Raw genomic sequence first — 18845 nt, 5'->3', positions numbered from 1 at the left:
GCGGAAATCATGGGTTTGATCGACACGATCGCGCGGCCACGGGCGGTGAAGAAGATAGCAGAGCCGGCGGTCCAAGCCGTTCTTCCGCTCGACCAGATCCTGCGCGGCGACTGCATCGAGCGCATGAAGGCGCTCCCGTCGAAGTCGATCGACATGATCTTCGCAGACCCGCCCTACAACCTCCAGCTCGGCGGCGAACTCTATCGCCCCGACGGCAGCCACGTCGACGCGGTCACCGACGACTGGGACAAGTTCGACACCTTCGCCGCGTACGACCGCTTCACCCGCGCCTGGCTCGCGGAAGCGCGCCGCATCCTCAAGGACGACGGCTCGCTCTGGGTCATCGGCAGCTACCACAACATCTTCCGCGTCGGCGCTGCGGTGCAGGATCTCGGCTACTGGATCCTCAACGACATCGTCTGGCGCAAGACCAACCCGATGCCGAATTTTCGGGGCACGCGCTTCACCAACGCGCACGAGACGTTGATCTGGGCGTCGAAGGGCGAGAAGGCAAAGTACCATTTCAACTACCGCGCGATGAAGACGCTCAACGACGAGCTCCAGATGCGCAGCGACTGGGAATTCCCGACCTGCGGCGGTGCCGAACGGCTCAAGAAGAACGGCACCAAGGTGCATCCCACGCAGAAGCCCGAGGCGCTGCTCTACCGCATCCTGCTGGCGTGTACGAAGCCCGGCGACGTCGTGCTCGACCCGTTCTTCGGTACCGGCACGACCGGCGCGGTCGCCAAACGCCTTGGCCGCAGCTGGATCGGGATCGACCGCGAGGGCGACTACATCGAAGCCGCGCACGAGCGGATCGAGGCAGCGCTTCCCTTGGACGAGTCCGCGCTAGCCACGATGATGAGCCCGCGCACGCAGCCCAAGGTCGCGTTCGGCGTGCTGGTCGAGAACGCGTATCTCGCCCCCGGCGCGCTGCTGACCGACGCGAAACGCCGCTGGCGCGCCACGGTTCGCGCGGACGGCTCGCTGCTTAGCGACTGCGGCACGATCGGCTCGATCCACAAACTCGGATCGACGCTCCAGAACGCCCCCGCCTGCAACGGCTGGAGCTTCTGGCATTACGAAAGCGACAAGGGGCTGAAACCGATCGACGACCTCCGCCAGACGTATCTGCTGGCGACGACGGTCTGAAGCCCTCGTCATGCCGGGCTTGTTCCGGCATCCACGGTTCCGCGAAATCACAGTCGTTGGATATGCGGAACGGTGGACCCCGGAACAGGTCCGGGGTGACGAAAGATCGTAGCGAATAGATCATGACCAACCTCCACCTCCGCCCCGTCCAGTTCGTCGACACGCCGATCGGCCACGAAGACGGTAGCGTCGCGCGCCTCGCGGGCGGCCTGCAATGGTTCGCCGCCTACGAGGTGACCGAAGCCCGCGCCCGCCGCACCATCCCCGTCGCCGATGTCGCGACGCTGGGCGAGCGCGCCACGCACCTCCACGCCGCCATCACCGCCCCCCGCGCGCCCCTCCAGCTCGGCGAACGCACGCTGCGTTTCGACCAGCCGATCGTCGCCGGCATCCTCAACGTCACCCCCGACAGCTTCTCCGACGGCGGCAAGCATGTCGACGACCCCGCCGCCGCCGCCGCGGCCGGCATCGACATGGCCGCCGCCGGCGCGACGCTGATCGACGTTGGCGGCGAATCGACCCGCCCCGGTGCCGCCGCGGTCTGGGAAGGCGACGAGATCGCGCGGCTCGTGCCCGTCGTCGAACGCCTCGCGCGCGCCGGTGCGATCGTCTCGGTCGACACCCGCAAGGCCGCCGTCATGGAAGCAACGCTCGCCGCAGGCGCGCACATCGTCAACGATGTTGCCGCGCTCCTCTGGGACGACCGCGCGCTGGACGTCGTTGCGAAAAGCGGCTGCCCGGTCGTCCTGATGCACTCGCCCGACCCCAGCAAAGGCGGTCACGGCGATGGCGGCTACGCCAACGTCCTGACCGACGTCTTCGACTGGCTCGAAACCCGCATCGCTGCGGTCGTCGCGGGGGGCGTCGACCGATCGCGGATCATGGTCGATCCCGGCATCGGCTTCGGCAAGACGCTCGCCGAGAACCTCGCGCTGCTCAACGGCCTCTCGCTCTTCCACGGTCTGGGCTGTCCGATCATGCTCGGCGCGAGTCGCAAGCGGTTAATCGGCGCGCTCTCGAACGAAGCGCCGGTCGACCAACGCCTCGCCGGATCGCTCGCGCTGGCGTTGAAAGGCGCGGAGGCGGGCGTCCAGATCCTGCGCGTCCATGATGTCGCCGAGACGGTGCAGGCGGTGAAAATCTGGCGGGGCCTGCGCGATCAGTCGCTGGTCGGGGGCTGATCGCCGCTGCATTGCAGCGAAACGGCTTTTCGCGCATTAAACGCGGATTAAGCTAGGGAGTTTTCGTTTGATCGTCACTGCTACGCCCCGTCTCAGCCAGATCCTGAGTGAGGTCTGGCGCCCGCTGCTCGGCTTGTTCGTCTGGGACGTGATAGTCACGATCACCTATTACGTCCTGCCGTTTCACGCCCCCGCGCTGCCGCTGACGTTGTTCGGTACGGCGCTGGCGCTGTTCCTCGGCTTCCGCGACAACTCCGCCTACCAGCGCTGGTGGGAAAGCCGCGGGCTGTGGGGGCTGATGATCAATGCCTCGCGCAGTCTCGCGCGTATGGCCCGCAACATGCTGCCCGAGCCCGAGGGGCACGACATGAAGCGGACCATCGTTCTCCGCCAGATCGCCTATGTGAACGCGCTCCGCTGTCAGTTGCGTAAACAGCCCGTCGCACCCGAGGTGTTGCGCTTCCTGTCGAAGGAAGAGGCGTCGTTCGCGCTCGAGCGGACCAATATCGCGAACGGGCTGCTCGACGGAACCGGCCGCCGGATCGATATCGCGCGCCGCAACGGCTGGATCGATACGATCCAGCAGACCCAGTTCGAGAGCATCCTGGTCGATATCGCCAACGCCCAGGGCGGCATGGAGCGGATCAAGAACACGCCGCTGCCCAACCAGTACCGGTTCTTTCCGAGCCTGTTCACCCGGCTGTTCTGCGTGCTGCTGCCGATCGGCCTGGTCGAATCGCTGGGCTATGCGACCCCGGTCGGCTCGACCATCGCCGGTCTGATGTTTCTCGCGGTGCTGCAGATCGGCGACGACCTGGTCGATCCGTTCGCGGACACGATCCACGACGTGCCGCTGAACGCGATGTGCCGGACGATCGAGATCGACCTGCTCCAGTCGATCGGCGACCCCGCACCCGAGCCGATGACTCCGGTCAAGGGCGTGCTGTGGTAATGTAACGGGGTCCTCCGCTCCCCGCGAGCGGAGAACCCTGTTCGTTTATCAACGGCAAATCCGCATCGCGACCGCGTCCAGTTCCCGGTCATAACTGGCCCGCTCCGCAGCGCTCAGGAAGCCCTGCTTTTTCACGAAGCGGTTGGTGGCATGGCGGACATTCTCGACCCGCTTGAACAGGCGCTCGGTCTCACTTTGCGTCAAGCGGCGCGCCTTGCGGGCGGTGCCGAGGTCCGCTTCGAGGATATTCGCTCGCATCGAGATGTGAGCCTGCCTGGCATCCGTGATGCTGCCGCCCGTGGGGCTTTTCAAGGCATGTTGCGCCGTCAGGTCGCAGCTCGGGTATTGGGACTGCGGGGCATGGGCACCCGCACCAACGGCGCTGAAACTTACGGCGGTGAAAAGGAATGCAACCGGAACTAGGGACCGCATCATATTCTCCTGCAGGCATCGCTGATCGATGCCCGACACCCTGTACGATAGCGAAGCTGAACGGCTCCAACGGAAGAGAGCACCGGCGACGATCCACCGCGTCCTCGAAACTGGGGCGGCAGGCCGTCGAACCCTCGTCAGCACCTCACGCGGCGTTGTCGATGCCCAGTTCGCCGAGCTTGCGGTACAATGTCGACCGGCCGATCCCGAGCCGTCTCGCGACTTCGGTCATCCGGCCGCGGTAATGGCCGATCGCCAGGCGGATGACATCGGCTTCGATCTCGTCCAGCGCGCGAAGATTGCCGTCGGGGCGGAACAGCGTGACGCCGCCGCCGCCGGCCGCGACCGTCGCCGGTGTCCGCCGCCGAGTGCCCAGCGCGGCGATCTGCGGGAAATCGTCTTCGGTCAGCGCCGCCTCCTCGCACAGCACGGCGGCGCGGAAGAGTGCGTTCTGCAACTGGCGGACATTACCCGGCCAGTCATATTGCACCAACAGGGCCAGCGCGGAGTCGGTGATCCCGAGCGGTCGCAGCCCCGGTTGTTCGGCGATCCGCGCGAGCAGGTGGCGCGCGAGCGCGGGGATATCGCCGGTCCGTTCGCGCAGCGGCGGGATTGTCACCTGGACCGCGTTGAGCCGGTAGTACAGATCCTCGCGGAATCGCCCGGCCTCGACCTCTTCGAGCAAGGGCGTGTTGCTGGCGGCGATGACGCGGACATCGACGTCGTGCGGATGGCGCGCACCGATCGCGTGGACTTCGCCGGTCTGGAGGACACGCAGAAGCTTCGCCTGCGCATCGAGTGGCATTTCGCTTATCTCGTCGAGGAACAGCGTACCGCCATCGGCATCGCGGAAGCGGCCGATCTTGCGCTCGAATGCACCGGTGAACGCGCCCATCTCGTGGCCGAACAGCTCCGATTCGACGAGGTTGGCCGAGATCGCCCCGCAACTGACGCTCATCATCGGTTTCTTGGCGCGGGGCGAGGCGGCATGGATGGCTTCGGCGATGACGTCCTTGCCGACGCCGATCTCGCCTTCCAGCAGCACCGACACGCGCGCCCGCGCGGCCTTGGCGGCGATCGCGAGCGCGGCACGAAAATCGGGCGACGATCCGACGATCTCGTCGAACCCGAGCAGTGCGGGAATTTTTTCGGTCAGCGGGCGCAGCTCGCCGGTCGACGCGCCGCCCACCGCCGCGTCGAGTGCGGCGAGAAACCGGTCGGGCGCGAGCGGCTTGACCAGGAAGTCGGTGGCGCCAGCGCGCATCGCCGCGACGGCGTGCGACACCGATCCGTTGGCGGTCAGCATCAAAATCGGCAAGGCGGGCCGGCGCTCGCGCAATGCCGCGATCAGCCCCGTCGCATCGGCGTCGGGTGTCCAGTGATCGAGCACGATCGCGTCGAGCTGCATCCCGTCCTGCGTGCCGAGCGTCGCGATCGCCATCTCGCCATCGGTCGCGAAGATCGCCCGCCACCCACCACGTGCGGCGAGCGCGGCGACCAGCCGTCGCTGCGCGGGCTCGTCGTCGATCAGCAATAGAAGGCGCTGCCCGTTGCGCGTCATCGACGAATCCTGTCCCGTTCCGGTACGTGCAATAGCGTAGTCGAGTAAAGAGCGACTTAAAGAGGGTATTCAGCCGGGCTTGGCGATACCGCATGTGCCGGTTAAGGTCGTCGCCGTAGAGGATGGCACTCAGAGGATTGGGGCACGAACCATGGCCGGCAACGGGGACATGAAGGCGCACGTCGCGACCTATTCGAGCGTGACGGGGATGATGAAATGGGGCGCGGTCGGGTGCGCGCTGGTCGTCGCGCTCGTCATCTGGCTGATCTCGTAACGGCATGAAGATCGCCGTCCTGAAAGAGCAAGCGGACGGCGAGCGGCGGGTTTCCGCGACGCCGGAAACGGTGAAGAAATTTATTGCGCTGGAAGCTACGCTCGCTGTGGAGACTGGGGCGGGTGAGACCGCCTCGATCGCCGATGCCGCGTATGCGGATGCGGGCGCGGCCGTCGGCGACCGTGCGGCAACGCTGGCGGGCGCGGATATCGTGCTGGGCGTGCAGGGCCCGGACGCTGCGACGCTGGGCGGCGTTGCCCCGGGGGCATGGATCGTCGCGAGCCTCAATCCCTTTGGCGCCGGTCCCGATGGCGGGCGTGGGCGGATCGAGGCCTATGCCGCGGCGGGCTACGAAGCGCTGGCGATGGAGTTCATGCCGCGCATCACGCGCGCGCAGTCGATGGACATCCTGTCGTCGCAGTCGAATCTGGCGGGCTACAAGGCGGTGCTCGACGCGGCCGCCGAATATGGCCGTGCCTTTCCGATGATGATGACCGCTGCGGGGACGATCTCGGCGGCCAAGGTGTTCGTGATGGGCGTCGGCGTGGCGGGCTTGCAGGCGATCGCGACCGCGCGGCGTCTGGGCGCGCAGGTGTCGGCGACCGACGTGCGCGCCGCGACCCGCGAGCAGATCCAGTCGCTCGGCGCGAAGCCGATCTTCGTCGAGAACGTCGCCGGGATCGAAGGCGAAGGGGCGGGCGGCTATGCCGGCGAGATGTCGCCCGAATACCAGGCGGCGCAGGCCGAGCTCGTCTCGGGGCATATCGCCAAGCAGGACATCGTCATCACCACCGCGCTGATCCCGGGGCGGGCCGCGCCGCGGCTGATTTCCGCGGACCAAGTCGCGAGCATGAAGCCGGGCTCGGTGATCGTCGATCTCGCGGTCGAACAGGGCGGTAACGTCGAGGGTTCGGTCGCCGGCGAAGTGGTCGTGGTGAACGGCGTCAAGATCGTCGGCCACCGTAATGTGCCGTCCCGCCTCGCGGCAGACGCCAGCGCGTTGTTCTCGCGCAACCTGTTCAACTTCCTCAACGCCTTCTGGGACAAGGAGGCGGGCAAGCCCGTGCTCGACGCGGAAATCGGCGACGCGATCCGCCTGACGCAGGGCGGCAGGATCGTGAACCCAAGGCTGCTGTCTTGATAATCGATCCTCCCCTGCAAGGGGAGGTGGCGCGCCTTGGCGCGACGGAGGGGTATCGCCGATCGTTATCGTGCGCGCTATCACTACAGGCGACACCCCTCCGTCAGGCTGGCGCCTGCCACCTCCCCTGCAAGGGGAGGATTTGAGATGCTGCAAGGTACGGGATCGACTGGAGCGCTGGCCAAGCAGCTCCGCGGCGCGATGTCTCCGCCCGAGATCGCATTGTGGCTCGCATTGCGGGAAAGACCGGCCGGCCTGAAGTTTCGGAAACAGCATCCGTTGGGTCCGTACGTTGCGGACTTCTATTGTCATGCCGCGCGCCTGATCATCGAAGTCGACGGCCAAGCGCATGGCTTTGGTGATCGCCCAGCGCGCGACGCTGCGCGCGATCGCTGGTTCGAAGGACGTGGCATCGCCGTTCTGCGTATTCCCGCCGTCGAGATTTTCCACGATTGCGACGCCATGGTTCGAGGTATCGTGGCGCTTGCCGTCGAGCGGCTCGCCACGCAGGAGGAATGAAATGGACTTTATCGCGATCCTGTCGATCTTCGTGCTGGCGTGTTTCGTCGGGTATTTCGTGGTGTGGGCGGTCACGCCTGCGCTGCACACGCCGCTGATGGCGGTGACCAACGCGATCTCGTCGGTGATCATCGTCGGCGCGCTGATCGCAGCCGCGGCGCCGACGGTCCTGGGGGCGATCGGTGCCGGGTCGGGCGTCGCGAAGGCGCTCGGGCTGCTCGCGGTGGTGCTGGCGAGCATCAACATCTTCGGCGGCTTTGCGGTCACCGCGCGGATGCTGGCGATGTACAAGAAGAAGGAACGGCCCGTTGCGAAGGGCTGAGTCGGCGGTCGACATACGATCCTCCCCTGCAAGGGGAGGTGGCAGGCGCCAGCCTGACGGAGGGGTATCGCGCTATCGAGAGCGCGTCACCCCTCCGTCGCTGCGCGACACCTCCCCTTGCAGGGGAGGATTAGGGGGAATGGACGATGCATGAACTGACGGTCAGCCCCTGGGCATCGCTCGCCTATCTGGTGGCGGGGGTGTGCTTCATCCTCGCGTTGCGCGGGTTGTCGAGCCCAGCGTCGAGCCAGCGCGGCAACCGCTTCGGCATCATCGGCATGACGATCGCAGTGGTCACGACGCTGGTGACGCATGTGCCCGTCGTTCAGCATGTTCTTGTTTCGGACGCCGGGCCTGCGATAGCCGTGCGCACAATCGATTGGGTCACCGTCGTCGAAATCCTCGCGGCGATCGGCGTCGGCGCCGCGATCGGCCTCGTCACCGCACGCCGGATCGCGATGACCGCGATGCCGCAGCTCGTTGCCGCTTTCCATTCGCTTGTCGGCCTCGCCGCGGTGCTGGTCGGCGTCGCCGCGTATCTCAACCCGCAGGCGTTCGGGATTTCCGACCTCGTCGTGCCCATGATCGGCCAGCCCTTCGCCGTCATCCACCCGGTCAGCCGGATCGAACTCGGCCTCGGCGTCGCAATCGGCGCCATCACCTTTTCGGGCTCGGTCATCGCCTTCCTGAAGCTCAACGGCAACATGGGCGGCAAGCCGATCATGCTGCCCGGCCGCCACGTCATCAACATTGCGCTGCTCGCCGGCATCCTCGGCCTGATCGCGTATTTCGTCACCAATCAGGAACCGTGGATCTTCTGGGCGATAACGCTGCTGAGCTTCGTCATCGGCTTCCTGCTGATCGTCCCGATCGGCGGCGCGGACATGCCGGTCGTCGTCAGCATGCTCAATTCCTATTCGGGTTGGGCGGCGGCGGCGATGGGCTTCACGCTCCACAACAGCGCGATGATCATCACCGGCGCGCTGGTCGGCAGTTCGGGTGCGATCCTGAGCTACATCATGTGCCGCGCGATGAACCGCAGCTTCATCAGCGTGATCGCGGGCGGCTTCGGCCAGTCGTCCGATGCCGGCGGTCCGGCTGCGGCCAGCGATCGCCCATGGAAGCGTGGCTCGGCGGAGGATGCCGCGTTCCTGATGAGCCAGGCGGAGCAAGTGATCATCGTCCCCGGCTACGGCATGGCGGTCGCGCAGGCGCAGCACGTCCTCCGCGAGATGGGCGACAAGCTGAAGGCCGAGGGCGTGCGCGTCAAATACGCGATCCACCCGGTCGCGGGCCGCATGCCGGGGCATATGAACGTGCTGCTGGCGGAGGCGAACGTGCCGTATGACGACGTGTTCGAGCTGGAAGACATCAACAGCGAGTTCGCGCAGACCGACGTCGCGTTCGTGATCGGAGCGAACGACGTGACCAACCCCGCCGCCAAGACCGACAAGTCCTCGCCGATCTACGGCATGCCCGTGCTCGACGTCGAAAAGGCCAAGACCGTGCTGTTCATCAAGCGATCGATGGGCGGCGTCGGCTATGCCGGTGTCGATAACGACCTGTTCTACCGCGACAATACGATGATGCTACTCGCGGACGCGAAGAAGATGGTCGAGGATATCGTCAAGGCGCTCGACTGATCCTCTTGATGCGGGCCACCGAAACTCGAACGGAACTCGATCCAGTTCGAGTGTAACTATCGGCATGATCGAGGTTAGTCTTCGCGATACCGCGGAGACCTTCATGACGACGATGAACGGACAGCCTGCCGAGATACGCTACGATACCCGGACGGACGCGATCCTGGTCGCGGCGGACCACGCGCTCGATCGCTTGCCAGCGGCGCTGTCGGCGATGGGTGGGCGGATCGTCCGGCGTCTCGACTGGCGCCTGCCGTTGGACGAGCAGGCGGTACCGCGTATTGTCCTCGTAGAGGCGGCTGGGGTCGATCCGGCAGTGCTCGCCGAGCGCCTGCCACAGATCGTCGCGTGGGTCGCCACATTGGAGGCCGGGCTGGTCGTCGCGCTGGCCGCCGATCAGATCGACGCGGTCGCCGCGGCGACGCTGGGTGGCGGGACGATCCTGCTGGTCGATCCGACCGTCGGCGATTGCGTCGGCGCGATCGTCGTCGCCGCCGAACAGGCGCGCAGCCCGGCGGGCGTCTTCGACGTCTCGCGCGAAACCGATGGCACCCGGCTCGAACGGTTGAACAGCGAGGTCGCGCGGATCGCCGAAGTGCTGGCGCGCCTGACCCGCGCCGAGATCGACGACGATGCGGCCGCGCCGCCGATCGTCGGCGATCGGACCAGCCGTTACGGCGCGCCGCCTGCGATGAGCGAACCCAGCGCCGCCGATGTCCGCCGCGCGATCCGTGCTCGCCGGCTGCGCGACCAGTTCTTTGGCGCGACGCTGTTCGAGGATCCGGGTTGGGACATGCTGCTCGATCTCTACGCCGCCGAACTCGAGCGTGGCCGGGTCTCGGTGTCGAGCCTGTGCATCGCCGCGGCGGTCGCGCCGACCACCGCGCTGCGCTGGATCGCGCGGATGACCGACACCGGATTGTTCGAACGTCGTCCCGATATGCACGATCGGCGACGCGCGTTCATGGTGCTGTCGAACCGCGCGAGCGAGGCGATGCGCGGGTATATCGTGGCCACACGGGGTGCCGACCTGCGAATTCCGTGACGGTCCGCGCCCTTTTAGCTTGCCCCGGCCGTCTCGCTTTGGCATCGCACGCTCACCCGAGAGGGGGCGATTAGCTCAGTTGGTAGAGCGTCTCGTTTACACCGAGAATGTCGGCGGTTCGAGCCCGTCATCGCCCACCACCCCCTATAGTTCGCGGATCAACCGCACGGCGACCGCGATCCAGGCCGGGTCGGCGATGGTCAGCGACTGCGTGCCTGCGCCCGATGGCAAGACGGTCGCGCCGCCGTCACATCCAGTCAGGCGTCCGATTGCGAACCTTCCGGCCGGTTGGGGGACAAGGACGTCGCGGTTGAGCGCGGTTGCGAAGTCATCGGGCCCCAGCGTCGTCGCCCAGATCACGTCGCCCGCGCGGTAATCGCCCGTACCGTTCGCGACGGTGATCGCGATCTGGCCCGGCGCTACCTGGGGCGGTGGTGCCGTCGTGGTGCGCCGCGGGGGGTGGGCACCGCGGCCGTCGAGGATCGCGGCGACGGGCAGATCGGTCCGGGCGGGCAAGGTCACCAGATCGGACGCTTCGACACCCAGTGCCGCGGCGATTCGGTTGAGCCAGCCGATCGACACGGTGCGCGTGCCTGTTTCCAGGCGGCCGATCGTCTGCGCCGTCGTCGGAGGATCGCAGCGGCGGGCGACGTCTTCCAGCGTCAGCCCCTTGGCACGACGGACTTCACGGATGGCGGTGATCATTGACATGCGATCATCGGAGGACTCCAAACCAGATGGGTTATTCCGCTGTCCTACAACCACGCCGATATGGCAACCGTCCCGTGCAACGGGAGATGGCGGATGCGCGAACTGGTGGAACGGTCGATCGATTCGGAGGGGGTGTCGCAGGCCCCCGGCGCGCGCCGCGGCCGCATGGTCACGGTCAATCTCGCCGAGTCGCCGCTTGGCTGGCTCCGATCGCGCGGGCTGATCGATGCGCGGCAGTTCGAGGCGGGGGAGCGGTTGCGGGCGGATTACGAACGCGCATCGATCGCACCGAGTGTCACGATGCGCTGGGCGGAACGTGTCGATGGAGGGGGCCATGACGGCCTCGACCCGACCTCGGCGCAGATCGCGGCGAAGCGGCGGTTCGACGAGGCGCTCGCGACGGCGGGTCCCGGGCTTGCCGATATCCTCTGGCGCGTGGTGTGTGCAGGGGAGGGGTTGCCCGCGGCGGAGAAGGCGCTGGCGTGGCCGGTCCGCGCGGGACGGCTGGTGCTGACGCTCGCGCTCGATCGGCTCGCGGCACATTACGGCATCCGTTAGGCGCTCGCTTTGGCCCACACCCGTGACTAGATGGGCGGCATGCGCTTCGATCTCGTCAAATGTCATGGTTCCGGTAACGACTTTCCGCTGATCGACGCGCGCGAGTCGACGCTTGGCGATAAGGCCTGGGCGGCGGTCGCGCGGGCGCTCGCGGATCGCGCGGGGCCGGTTGGCGGCGATGGGCTGCTGCTGCTGACGGCGGGCGACGACGACCGCGCGTTCGGCATGCGCATGTTCAATTCGGACGGAAGCGAGTCGGAGACGTGCCTCAACGGCCTGCGCTGCGTTGCACGTGCGGGATTTGCCGCGACCGGCACCGAGTCCGCCACCGCGCTGCTGAAGACGAGCGATGCGGTCGTCGTCCACGATGCCGATGTCGCGCCCGGTGTGTTCACTGTGCGCGAGATCGCGGGGCCCGCGTCGCTCGACGTCGCCGCGTGGCCGCTGTCTGTCGGTACCGATCGGATCGTCGATGCACCGATCGCAGGCTTGCCGACTGCGCGCGCGTTTACCGCGGTGGCGATGCCGAACCCGCATCTCGTCAGCTTCATGGACAGCATCGACGAGGCCGAACTCGTCCGCGTCGGGGAAACCTGCGAGGCAGCACCCGCCTGGCTGCCCAATCGCGCGAATGTGAGTTTCGTCGAGGTGCGCGGCGCGGATCTGTTCGTGCGCACGTTCGAGCGCGGGGTCGGTCTGACCGACAGTTGCGGCAGCGCGATGGCGGCGTCGACCTATGCCGCGTGCCTGACCGGACGGATCGCGTACGACACGCCGACGACCGTCTTCAACAAGGGCGGGCTCGTTCGTGCCGAGGCGAGCGACGCGGCGATGGTGACGCTGTCGGGCAATGCGACGTTCGAATGGAGTGGCTCGGTCGAGGTCGATCTCGACACCGCGACCGCCAGCGATCTGGTGGTCGTACGGCGCTACGACGACGAGGTCGCCGCGTGGGTGGGGCTGCTCGCGACGATCTGACCGCTCGCTGCATCCTTCTCAAATCGCGTCCGTATCTCCCGCAGAAGCGTCGGACGACCGGCGTATCTGGAGAGAAGCCATGAACACCATTTTCCGTACCGCGATCGTCGCCGTCGCCGTCGCCGCCAGCGGTAGCGCGATCGTCGCCGCCAAGACCAACCCGATGGTCGGTGGCGCCGCGATGTATCCGACCAAGACGATCGTCGAGAACGCCGTCAATTCGAAGGACCACACCACGCTGGTCGCCGCGGTCAAGGCCGCCGGCCTGGTCGAGACGCTGTCGGGCCCGGGTCCGTTCACCGTGTTCGCGCCGACCAATGCGGCGTTCAAGAAGCTGCCGGCCGGCACCGTCGACACGCTGCTCAAGCCCGAGAACAAGGCGCAGCTCGCCAGCGTTCTGACCTATCACGTCGTCCCCGGCACGATCACCGCCGCCGATATCGCCGCCAAGGCGAAGGCGAACGGCGGCACCGCGACCTACACGACCGTGCAGGGCGAGCCGCTGATGTTCATGAAGGCGGGCAGCGGCTGGGGCATCATGGACGGCAAGGGCCACAAGGGCCGGATCACGATCGCCAACGTCACGCAGTCGAACGGCGTGATCCACGTCATCGACACGGTGATGCTGCCGTAATCAGGCCATCACGCGAGATAGCTGCCGCGTTCTATTACGCGGCAGTGGCGTCGGGCCCGTTGCCGAAAGGTGACGGGCCCGATTGCGTTTAGGTGCCGTGTAATCCCAGTCCCGTCATCTCAACCCCTCCGTCATCTCAACCCCTCCGTCATCCTGACGAAAGTCAGGACCCAGAGCCACGAAGGGCAGCGCTTGTTACCCTGGGTCCTGACTTTCGTCAGGATGACGGACGGACGGTTCAGCCGATCAGCAGACCCGCAAGCGCCGCCGACATCAGGTTGGCCAGACTCCCCGCCGCGAGCGCACGCAGGCCAAGCTTGGCGATCATCGGCCGCTGGTTCGGCGCAAGGCTGCCGGTCACCGCCATCTGGATCGCGATCGACGAGAAGTTCGCAAAGCCGCACAGCGAGAAGGTGATGACCGCGATCGTCCGCGGGCTTAGCCCCTGCTGCGTGCCGAGCGAGATGTACGCGACGAACTCGTTCAGCACGATCTTCTGCCCGAACAGTCCGCCGGCGATCCCCGCCTCGCTCCACGGCACGTTGAGCAGGAACATGATCGGCGCGAAGACATAGCCGAGCAGCCCCTGGAAGCTCAGCCCCGGCAGCCCGATCATGTTGCCGAGCCCGCCGAGCAGGCCGTTCGCCAGCGCCACCAGCGCCACGAATGCCAGCACCATCGCGCCGACCGCGACGGCCAGGCGCACGCCGGTTTGCGCGCCCTGGGCTGCGGCCATGATCAGGTTGGCGGGCTTTTCCTCGTCGTGCGTGGCTTGCGGCATCGGTTCGCCGGCCGACGATTCACCCGGCAGATCGCCGAGCGCGAGTTCGCCCTCGGGCGGCATCACGCGGTCGGGCATGATGATCTTCGCCATCAGGATGCCGCCCGGCGCCGCCATGAAGCTCGCCGCGAGCAGGTAATCGATCCGGATGCCCATCGACGCATACGCCGCGAGGATCGTGCCCGCGACGCCGGCCATGCCGCTGGTCATCACGGTGAACAGCTGCGCCGGGGTCAGCCCCGCGAGATACGGCCGGATCACCAGCGGCGATTCGCTCTGGCCGACGAAGATGTTCGCCGCGGCGCACAGCGATTCGACCTTTGAGACGCCGATGACCTTCTCTATCCCGCCGCCGACCCAGCGCACCACGAACTGCATGATGCCGAGATAATAGAGGATCGAGACGAGGCTGGCGAAGAAGATGATGACCGGCAGCGCAGCGATCGCGAAGCTCTGCCCGCCGATCTCGGGGGTCGCCATCTTGCCGAACAGGAATTCGGTGCCCTTTTGCGAGTAGCCGAGCAAATTGGCGACCCCGCCGGACATCTCGCCGAGCACGACCTTGCCGAAGCTCGAATACAGGACAAGCACCGCGATCCCGGCCTGCAACGCGAACGCGGCGCCGACGATCCGCAGGCGGATCGCACGGCGGTCGCTCGACAGCAGCACGGCGATGCCGAGGATGACGGCGATGCCTGCAAGGCCGATGACTAGTCTTTCCATGGACGCCCTGCATTTTTGACTGACACGCGCCGCCCCCCGGCCGCGCAAGGGCGGGACATGACACGGGCGGGCCGCGCTCGCCAGTTATTTGAGGGGCGCTAGTCATTTGACGGGGCGGCGGTTTTCGCTAGCGTCCCGCGCGATGGACAAACCACTTCCCGCGTTCCCGCGTTCGCTCTTCGTTTTCTCGGTGTTGTACGGCGGCATGGTGTGCATCGCCGGCGTGTTGGGGGTGAAACAGGTCGCGCTCGGCCCGCTCGCGGTCGAGGCGGGGATCTTCGGGTTCCTGCTGTTGGTGGTGCTGAGCAGCGCGATTTCCGAACTGCACGGCCAGAAGACCGCGACGTTCCTGGTCCGCCTGGGGTTCATCCCGCTGCTGGTGTCCGCGGCGCTGATCCACCTGGTGCTGGCGCTGCCGCACGATCCGGGGATGTACCCGCCCGCAGTCGACGCGTTCCCGATCGTGGTCGGACAAAGTTCGCGAATGATGATCGCCGGGCTGATCTCCTACGGCATCTCGCAGACGCTCAACGTGCTGATCTTCTCGAAGCTGTCGGGACAGGTCGGCAGCGGCGAGGGCAAGCTGGTGTGGCTCCGGGGCATGATCGCGAGCATCATCTCGCAGATCATCGACACCATCTTGTTCATCACCATCTCGTTCCTGGGTGAACGGCCGATCGTCGCGCTGATGGAGGGGCAGATGCTCACCAAGGTCGTGCTGTCGATCGTGCTGGTGCCGTTCATGATCACGTTCTTCGTAAAGCTCGGGCGGCGCCTGGACCGGGTCTGACCCCTTCCGTCACCCTGACACCTCCCTCCGTCATCCTGACGAAAGTCAGGACCCAGAGCCACCAGAGACGCCGTTCGTGATCCTGGGTCCTGACTTTCGTCAGGATGACGGACTTGGTGATGCTTTCGCTACCCCCCTCGACTGGCTAAGGGATCGGCATGACCGATCACACGCCCGATCCCGCCCTGCTCGCCAAGGCGGAAACGCTCACCGAGGCGCTGCCGTATCTGCAGCGCTATGCCGGCAAGACGTTCGTCGTGAAGTACGGCGGCCACGCGATGGGCGATCCCGAGCTCCAGCGCGATTTCGCCGAGGACATGGTGCTGCTCAAAGCGGTCGGCATCAACCCGGTCGTCGTCCACGGCGGCGGCCCGCAGATCGGCGCGATGCTGAAGCGGCTCGGCGTCGAATCGCGCTTCGTCGACGGCCTGCGCGTCACCGATGCGGAGACCGCGCAGATCGCCGAGATGGTCCTGGCGGGGTCGATCAACAAGGAAATCGTCGGCTGGATCGGCCAGGCCGGCGGCCGCGCGGTCGGCATATCGGGCAAGGACGCAGGCCTCGTCCTCGCGCAGAAAGTCGGTCACGGTCGCGAGCCCGACAAGCTCCAGGGGATCGAGCGCCACGTCGACCTCGGCTTCGTCGGCGAGCCGATCGCGGTCGACCGGACGATCCTCGACACGCTGATCGCCGCCGACATCATCCCGGTGATCGCACCGATCGGCATCGGTGCCGACGGCCACACCTACAACATCAACGCCGACACGATGGCCGGCGCGATCGCCGCCGCGATGGGCGCCGCGCGCTTCTTCCTGCTGACCGATATCGTCGGCGTGCTCGACAAGGACGGCGAGTTGCTCACCGACCTCGATCCCGCGCGGATCGCCGAACTGCGCGCCGACGGCACGGTGACCGGCGGCATGATCCCGAAGCTCGACACCTGCGTCGCGGCGGTCGAATCGGGCGTCGATGCCGCGGTGATCATCGACGGCCGCGTGCCGCACGCGATGCTGCTGGAGATCTTCACCAAGCAGGGCGCGGGCACGCTGGTCAGCGCCATCGGGCGGACGCGGTAAGGGGCGCCAAGGTCTCCCCACTCCCGTCATCCTGACGAAAGTCAGGATCCAGGGCCACACACGGTAGCCTTCGTGACTCTGGATCCTGGGTCAAGCCCAGGATGACGGAGACTTGAGGGCGGTTGGTGCGGCTCAAATTGTCGCGCGCTGGCCAGGGACACCACAGGCCTTCTAGTTCTCCCTCGGCTACCTTATATCCGGACCACACCAGCGGAGACCCTTGCCTTGATCGCCCTTCTTCAGATCGTCCAGTTGCTGCTCAACCTAGTCTGGTGGGTCATCGTCATCCAGGCAGTCTTGTCGTGGCTGATCGCGTTCAACGTCATCAACACGCACAGCGATTTCGTCCGCACGGTCTGGAATGCGCTGCAGAAGATCACCGAGCCGCTCTATCGCCCGATCCGCCGCGTGCTCCCCGATTTCGGCGCGCTCGATCTGTCGCCGCTGGTCGTGCTGCTGATCCTCTACATCCTGACCAACATCGTCATCCCGAACATCGCGCAGAACTACCTCGTCGCGGCCTATTGATCGGGCCGGCAGCTTGGCGCGCGGTCGATGACGGCCTCGCCATCGCCGTCCGGGTGACCCCGCGTGGCGGTCGCGATGCGCTGGCAGCCGGAACCGCGGAGCATTTCGCCGCGAGGCTGGCGGCGGCGCCCGTCGATGGCGCCGCGAACGCCGGGCTGGTCGCGCTCGTCGCCAAGACCTTCGGCGTACCCAAGCGCGCGGTAACGATCGTCTCCGGCGAAACCGCGCGCCTGAAGCGCCTGCACATCGCCGGCGACTCCACCGTACTGGCGGAAATCGCGTCCGCGCTCTATGGGCCGCGGGCATGAGCGCGACCATCATCGACGGCAAGGCCTTCGCCGCCGGCCTCCGGGCCCGTATCGCAGACGGCGTCACCGCCTTTCGAGCACAAGCGGGCCGCGAGCCCGGCCTCGCCGTCGTGCTGGTCGGCGAGGATCCCGCTTCGAACGTCTATGTCCGATCGAAGGGCAGGGCGACGCGCGAAGCCGGGATGGAAAGCATCGAGCACCGCCTCCCCGCCGACGTCCCCGCCGAAGACCTGCTCGCGCTGGTCGCGACGCTCAACGCCGATCCGACCATCGACGGTATCCTCGTCCAGTTGCCCCTGCCGAAGCATATCGACGAGCAGGCGGTCATCTCCGCGATCGACCCCGACAAGGACGTCGACGGCTTCCACCCGATTAACGCCGGGCGACTCGCGACAGGGTTGCCCGGCTTCGTACCGTGCACCCCATTTGGCTGCGTGATGCTGTTGAAGAGCGTGCTGCCGTCGCTGAGCGGGCTCGAAGCCGTCGTCGTCGGTCGCTCGAACATCGTCGGCAAGCCGATGGCGCAGTTGTTGCTCCGCGAAAGCTGCACCGTCACCGTCGTCCATAGCCGCACGCAGGACGTTCCCGCGCACATCCGCCGCGCGGACATCGTCGTCGCGGCGGTCGGTATCCCGGAGATGATCAAGGGCGATTGGCTGAAACCCGGCGCGACCGTCATCGACGTCGGCATCAACCGCACCGATGCCGGCCTCGTCGGCGATGTCGATTTCGCGAGCGCGGTCGAGGTCGCAGGCGCGATCACGCCGGTGCCGGGCGGCGTCGGGCCGATGACGATCGCGTGCCTGCTCCGCAACACGCTGGTCTCGGCGGGGCGTCGCGAAGGCGTCGCCATCGACGAGGCCGCGCTGGATCGGACGGGCCTGTGATCGAGCTCTACATCTCGTCGCTGATCACGTTCTTCGTCGTCATCGATCCGCCCGGTTGCGCACCGATCTATGCCGGTCTGTCGGCCGGTGCCTCGACCGTGCAGAAGCGCGCGATGGCGATGCGCGGGGTCGGCGTGGCGGCGGCGATCCTGTTCGTGTTCGCGCTGTTTGGCGAGGCGCTGCTCAAGGGCCTCGGCATCAGCCTCGCCAGCTTCCGCATCGCCGGCGGCATCATGCTGTTCCTGATCGCGCTCGAAATGGTGTTCGAAAAGCGCACAGAGCGCCGTGAGGACCGTGCCGCCAAGGTGGCGAGCGATCCCGAGGTCGAGGACGTCTCGATCTTCCCGATGGCGATGCCGATGATCGCTGGCCCCGGCTCGATCGCGTCGGTGATGCTGTTGATGAGCCGCAACAGCGGGCTCGAGCGCTCGGCTGTTGTGCTCGGCGCGATGGTGACGATCCTGCTGCTGACTTTGGTCGCACTGCTTGCCGCCGGCCCGATCATGCGAATCCTCGGCGCGAAGATCGAGGCGGTGATCACGCGACTGCTCGGCGTGCTGCTGGCCGCGCTGGCGGTGCAGTTCGTGATCGACGGCCTGACCGAGGTGCTGCGCTAACTCCACGTCATCCTGGGCTTGACCCAGGATCC

General features: G+C 66.7%; 22 protein-coding genes and 1 tRNA gene. 19 read left to right on the top strand and 4 right to left on the bottom strand.

Annotation, left to right across the window (positions count from 1 at the left end; translation table 11 throughout):
* Nucleotides 1–9 precede the first annotated feature (9 nt).
* From ACLBWL_RS00970 to ACLBWL_RS00960, 3 genes are all read left to right on the top strand, one after another.
* Nucleotides 10–1152: a DNA methyltransferase gene (locus ACLBWL_RS00970; RefSeq protein ID WP_447789417.1), complete on the top strand. Its 1143-nt coding sequence runs from the start codon at nt 10–12 to the stop codon at nt 1150–1152.
* A gap of 122 nt (nt 1153–1274) precedes the next feature.
* Entirely contained in the window at nt 1275–2333 is a 1059-nt protein-coding gene (folP, locus tag ACLBWL_RS00965) for a dihydropteroate synthase (protein ID WP_447789415.1), read from the top strand.
* A 67-nt stretch (nt 2334–2400) separates the two neighbouring features.
* Nucleotides 2401–3285 carry a bestrophin family protein gene (locus ACLBWL_RS00960; RefSeq protein ID WP_447789413.1) on the top strand — a complete coding sequence of 295 codons (885 nt, stop codon included), beginning with the start codon at nt 2401–2403 and terminating at the stop codon, nt 3283–3285.
* 48 nt (nt 3286–3333) lie between these two features.
* Here the strand turns inward: ACLBWL_RS00960 and ACLBWL_RS00955 are convergent, their stop codons facing one another.
* Complete coding sequence (locus ACLBWL_RS00955; protein WP_447789411.1) at nt 3334–3720, bottom strand: hypothetical protein; 387 nt, start codon at nt 3718–3720, stop codon at nt 3334–3336.
* Nucleotides 3721–3862: 142 nt separating this feature from the next.
* The gene (locus ACLBWL_RS00950; protein WP_447789409.1) at nt 3863–5278 is read right to left on the bottom strand and encodes a sigma-54-dependent transcriptional regulator; all 1416 of its coding nucleotides are present in this window, start codon (nt 5276–5278) and stop codon (nt 3863–3865) included.
* A gap of 151 nt (nt 5279–5429) precedes the next feature.
* Between ACLBWL_RS00950 and ACLBWL_RS00945 the strand changes: the two genes are divergently transcribed.
* The 7 genes from ACLBWL_RS00945 to ACLBWL_RS00915 all read left to right on the top strand — a co-directional run bounded on the left by ACLBWL_RS00945 (nt 5430) and on the right by ACLBWL_RS00915 (nt 10362).
* Complete coding sequence (locus ACLBWL_RS00945; protein WP_082441508.1) at nt 5430–5552, top strand: aa3-type cytochrome c oxidase subunit IV; 123 nt, start codon at nt 5430–5432, stop codon at nt 5550–5552.
* Between the two features lie 4 nt (nt 5553–5556).
* On the top strand, nt 5557–6693 hold the full coding sequence (locus tag ACLBWL_RS00940) for an NAD(P) transhydrogenase subunit alpha (protein ID WP_447789406.1): 1137 nt from the start codon (nt 5557–5559) through the stop codon (nt 6691–6693).
* Between the two features lie 147 nt (nt 6694–6840).
* A complete protein-coding gene (locus tag ACLBWL_RS00935; RefSeq protein WP_447789404.1) occupies nt 6841–7212 on the top strand; it encodes an endonuclease domain-containing protein in 372 nt (123 codons plus the stop codon).
* 1 nt (nt 7213) lies between these two features.
* Entirely contained in the window at nt 7214–7534 is a 321-nt protein-coding gene (locus ACLBWL_RS00930) for a proton-translocating transhydrogenase family protein (RefSeq protein WP_187503849.1), read from the top strand.
* A 146-nt stretch (nt 7535–7680) separates the two neighbouring features.
* Nucleotides 7681–9177: an NAD(P)(+) transhydrogenase (Re/Si-specific) subunit beta gene (locus tag ACLBWL_RS00925; RefSeq protein WP_447789401.1), complete on the top strand. Its 1497-nt coding sequence runs from the start codon at nt 7681–7683 to the stop codon at nt 9175–9177.
* A 64-nt stretch (nt 9178–9241) separates the two neighbouring features.
* Nucleotides 9242–10222, top strand: a complete 981-nt coding sequence (locus tag ACLBWL_RS00920; protein WP_447789399.1) for a hypothetical protein — start codon at nt 9242–9244, stop codon at nt 10220–10222.
* Between the two features lie 64 nt (nt 10223–10286).
* A tRNA-Val gene (locus tag ACLBWL_RS00915) sits at nt 10287–10362 on the top strand.
* Nucleotides 10363–10366: 4 nt separating this feature from the next.
* On the opposite strand, the gene ACLBWL_RS00910 is transcribed toward ACLBWL_RS00915, so the two are convergent.
* Nucleotides 10367–10927, bottom strand: a complete 561-nt coding sequence (locus tag ACLBWL_RS00910; RefSeq protein WP_447789397.1) for a helix-turn-helix domain-containing protein — start codon at nt 10925–10927, stop codon at nt 10367–10369.
* Between the two features lie 99 nt (nt 10928–11026).
* Here ACLBWL_RS00910 and ACLBWL_RS00905 point away from each other — a divergent pair, with 99 nt between their 5' ends.
* The 3 genes from ACLBWL_RS00905 to ACLBWL_RS00895 all read left to right on the top strand — a co-directional run bounded on the left by ACLBWL_RS00905 (nt 11027) and on the right by ACLBWL_RS00895 (nt 13103).
* Nucleotides 11027–11491 carry a DUF6456 domain-containing protein gene (locus ACLBWL_RS00905; RefSeq protein WP_447789395.1) on the top strand — a complete coding sequence of 155 codons (465 nt, stop codon included), beginning with the start codon at nt 11027–11029 and terminating at the stop codon, nt 11489–11491.
* Nucleotides 11492–11530: 39 nt separating this feature from the next.
* A complete protein-coding gene (dapF, locus tag ACLBWL_RS00900) occupies nt 11531–12469 on the top strand; it encodes a diaminopimelate epimerase (protein ID WP_447789393.1) in 939 nt (312 codons plus the stop codon).
* A 79-nt stretch (nt 12470–12548) separates the two neighbouring features.
* Nucleotides 12549–13103, top strand: a complete 555-nt coding sequence (locus ACLBWL_RS00895) for a fasciclin domain-containing protein (protein ID WP_447789391.1) — start codon at nt 12549–12551, stop codon at nt 13101–13103.
* A 238-nt stretch (nt 13104–13341) separates the two neighbouring features.
* Here ACLBWL_RS00895 and ACLBWL_RS00890 read toward each other — a convergent pair whose 3' ends face one another.
* The gene (locus ACLBWL_RS00890; RefSeq protein ID WP_121886372.1) at nt 13342–14607 is read right to left on the bottom strand and encodes a NupC/NupG family nucleoside CNT transporter; all 1266 of its coding nucleotides are present in this window, start codon (nt 14605–14607) and stop codon (nt 13342–13344) included.
* Between the two features lie 142 nt (nt 14608–14749).
* On the opposite strand from ACLBWL_RS00890, the gene ACLBWL_RS00885 reads away from it, so the two are divergent.
* The 6 genes from ACLBWL_RS00885 to ACLBWL_RS00860 all read left to right on the top strand — a co-directional run bounded on the left by ACLBWL_RS00885 (nt 14750) and on the right by ACLBWL_RS00860 (nt 18813).
* Nucleotides 14750–15397 (top strand): queuosine precursor transporter, encoded by a 648-nt coding sequence (locus ACLBWL_RS00885; RefSeq protein WP_447789389.1) that lies wholly within the window; start codon nt 14750–14752, stop codon nt 15395–15397.
* Between the two features lie 158 nt (nt 15398–15555).
* Nucleotides 15556–16473 carry an acetylglutamate kinase gene (gene argB / locus ACLBWL_RS00880; protein ID WP_447789387.1) on the top strand — a complete coding sequence of 306 codons (918 nt, stop codon included), beginning with the start codon at nt 15556–15558 and terminating at the stop codon, nt 16471–16473.
* A gap of 225 nt (nt 16474–16698) precedes the next feature.
* Entirely contained in the window at nt 16699–17001 is a 303-nt protein-coding gene (locus ACLBWL_RS00875; RefSeq protein WP_060526004.1) for a YggT family protein, read from the top strand.
* A complete protein-coding gene (locus tag ACLBWL_RS00870; protein WP_447789385.1) occupies nt 16998–17309 on the top strand; it encodes a DUF167 domain-containing protein in 312 nt (103 codons plus the stop codon). Before ACLBWL_RS00875 ends, ACLBWL_RS00870 begins: the two co-directional genes overlap by 4 nt.
* Nucleotides 17306–18196: a bifunctional methylenetetrahydrofolate dehydrogenase/methenyltetrahydrofolate cyclohydrolase FolD gene (gene folD, locus ACLBWL_RS00865; protein ID WP_447789383.1), complete on the top strand. Its 891-nt coding sequence runs from the start codon at nt 17306–17308 to the stop codon at nt 18194–18196. The genes ACLBWL_RS00870 and folD overlap by 4 nt, the downstream gene beginning before the upstream one ends.
* The gene (locus tag ACLBWL_RS00860) at nt 18193–18813 is read left to right on the top strand and encodes a MarC family protein (protein ID WP_447789381.1); all 621 of its coding nucleotides are present in this window, start codon (nt 18193–18195) and stop codon (nt 18811–18813) included. The genes folD and ACLBWL_RS00860 overlap by 4 nt, the downstream gene beginning before the upstream one ends.
* The last annotated feature ends 32 nt before the right edge of the window (nt 18814–18845 follow it).

The sequence above is a fragment of the Sphingomonas sp. M1A8_2b genome, assembly GCF_053345535.1.
The sequence above is the reverse complement of the archived record's forward strand: the minus strand, read 5'-3'. Positions and strand labels throughout refer to the sequence as shown.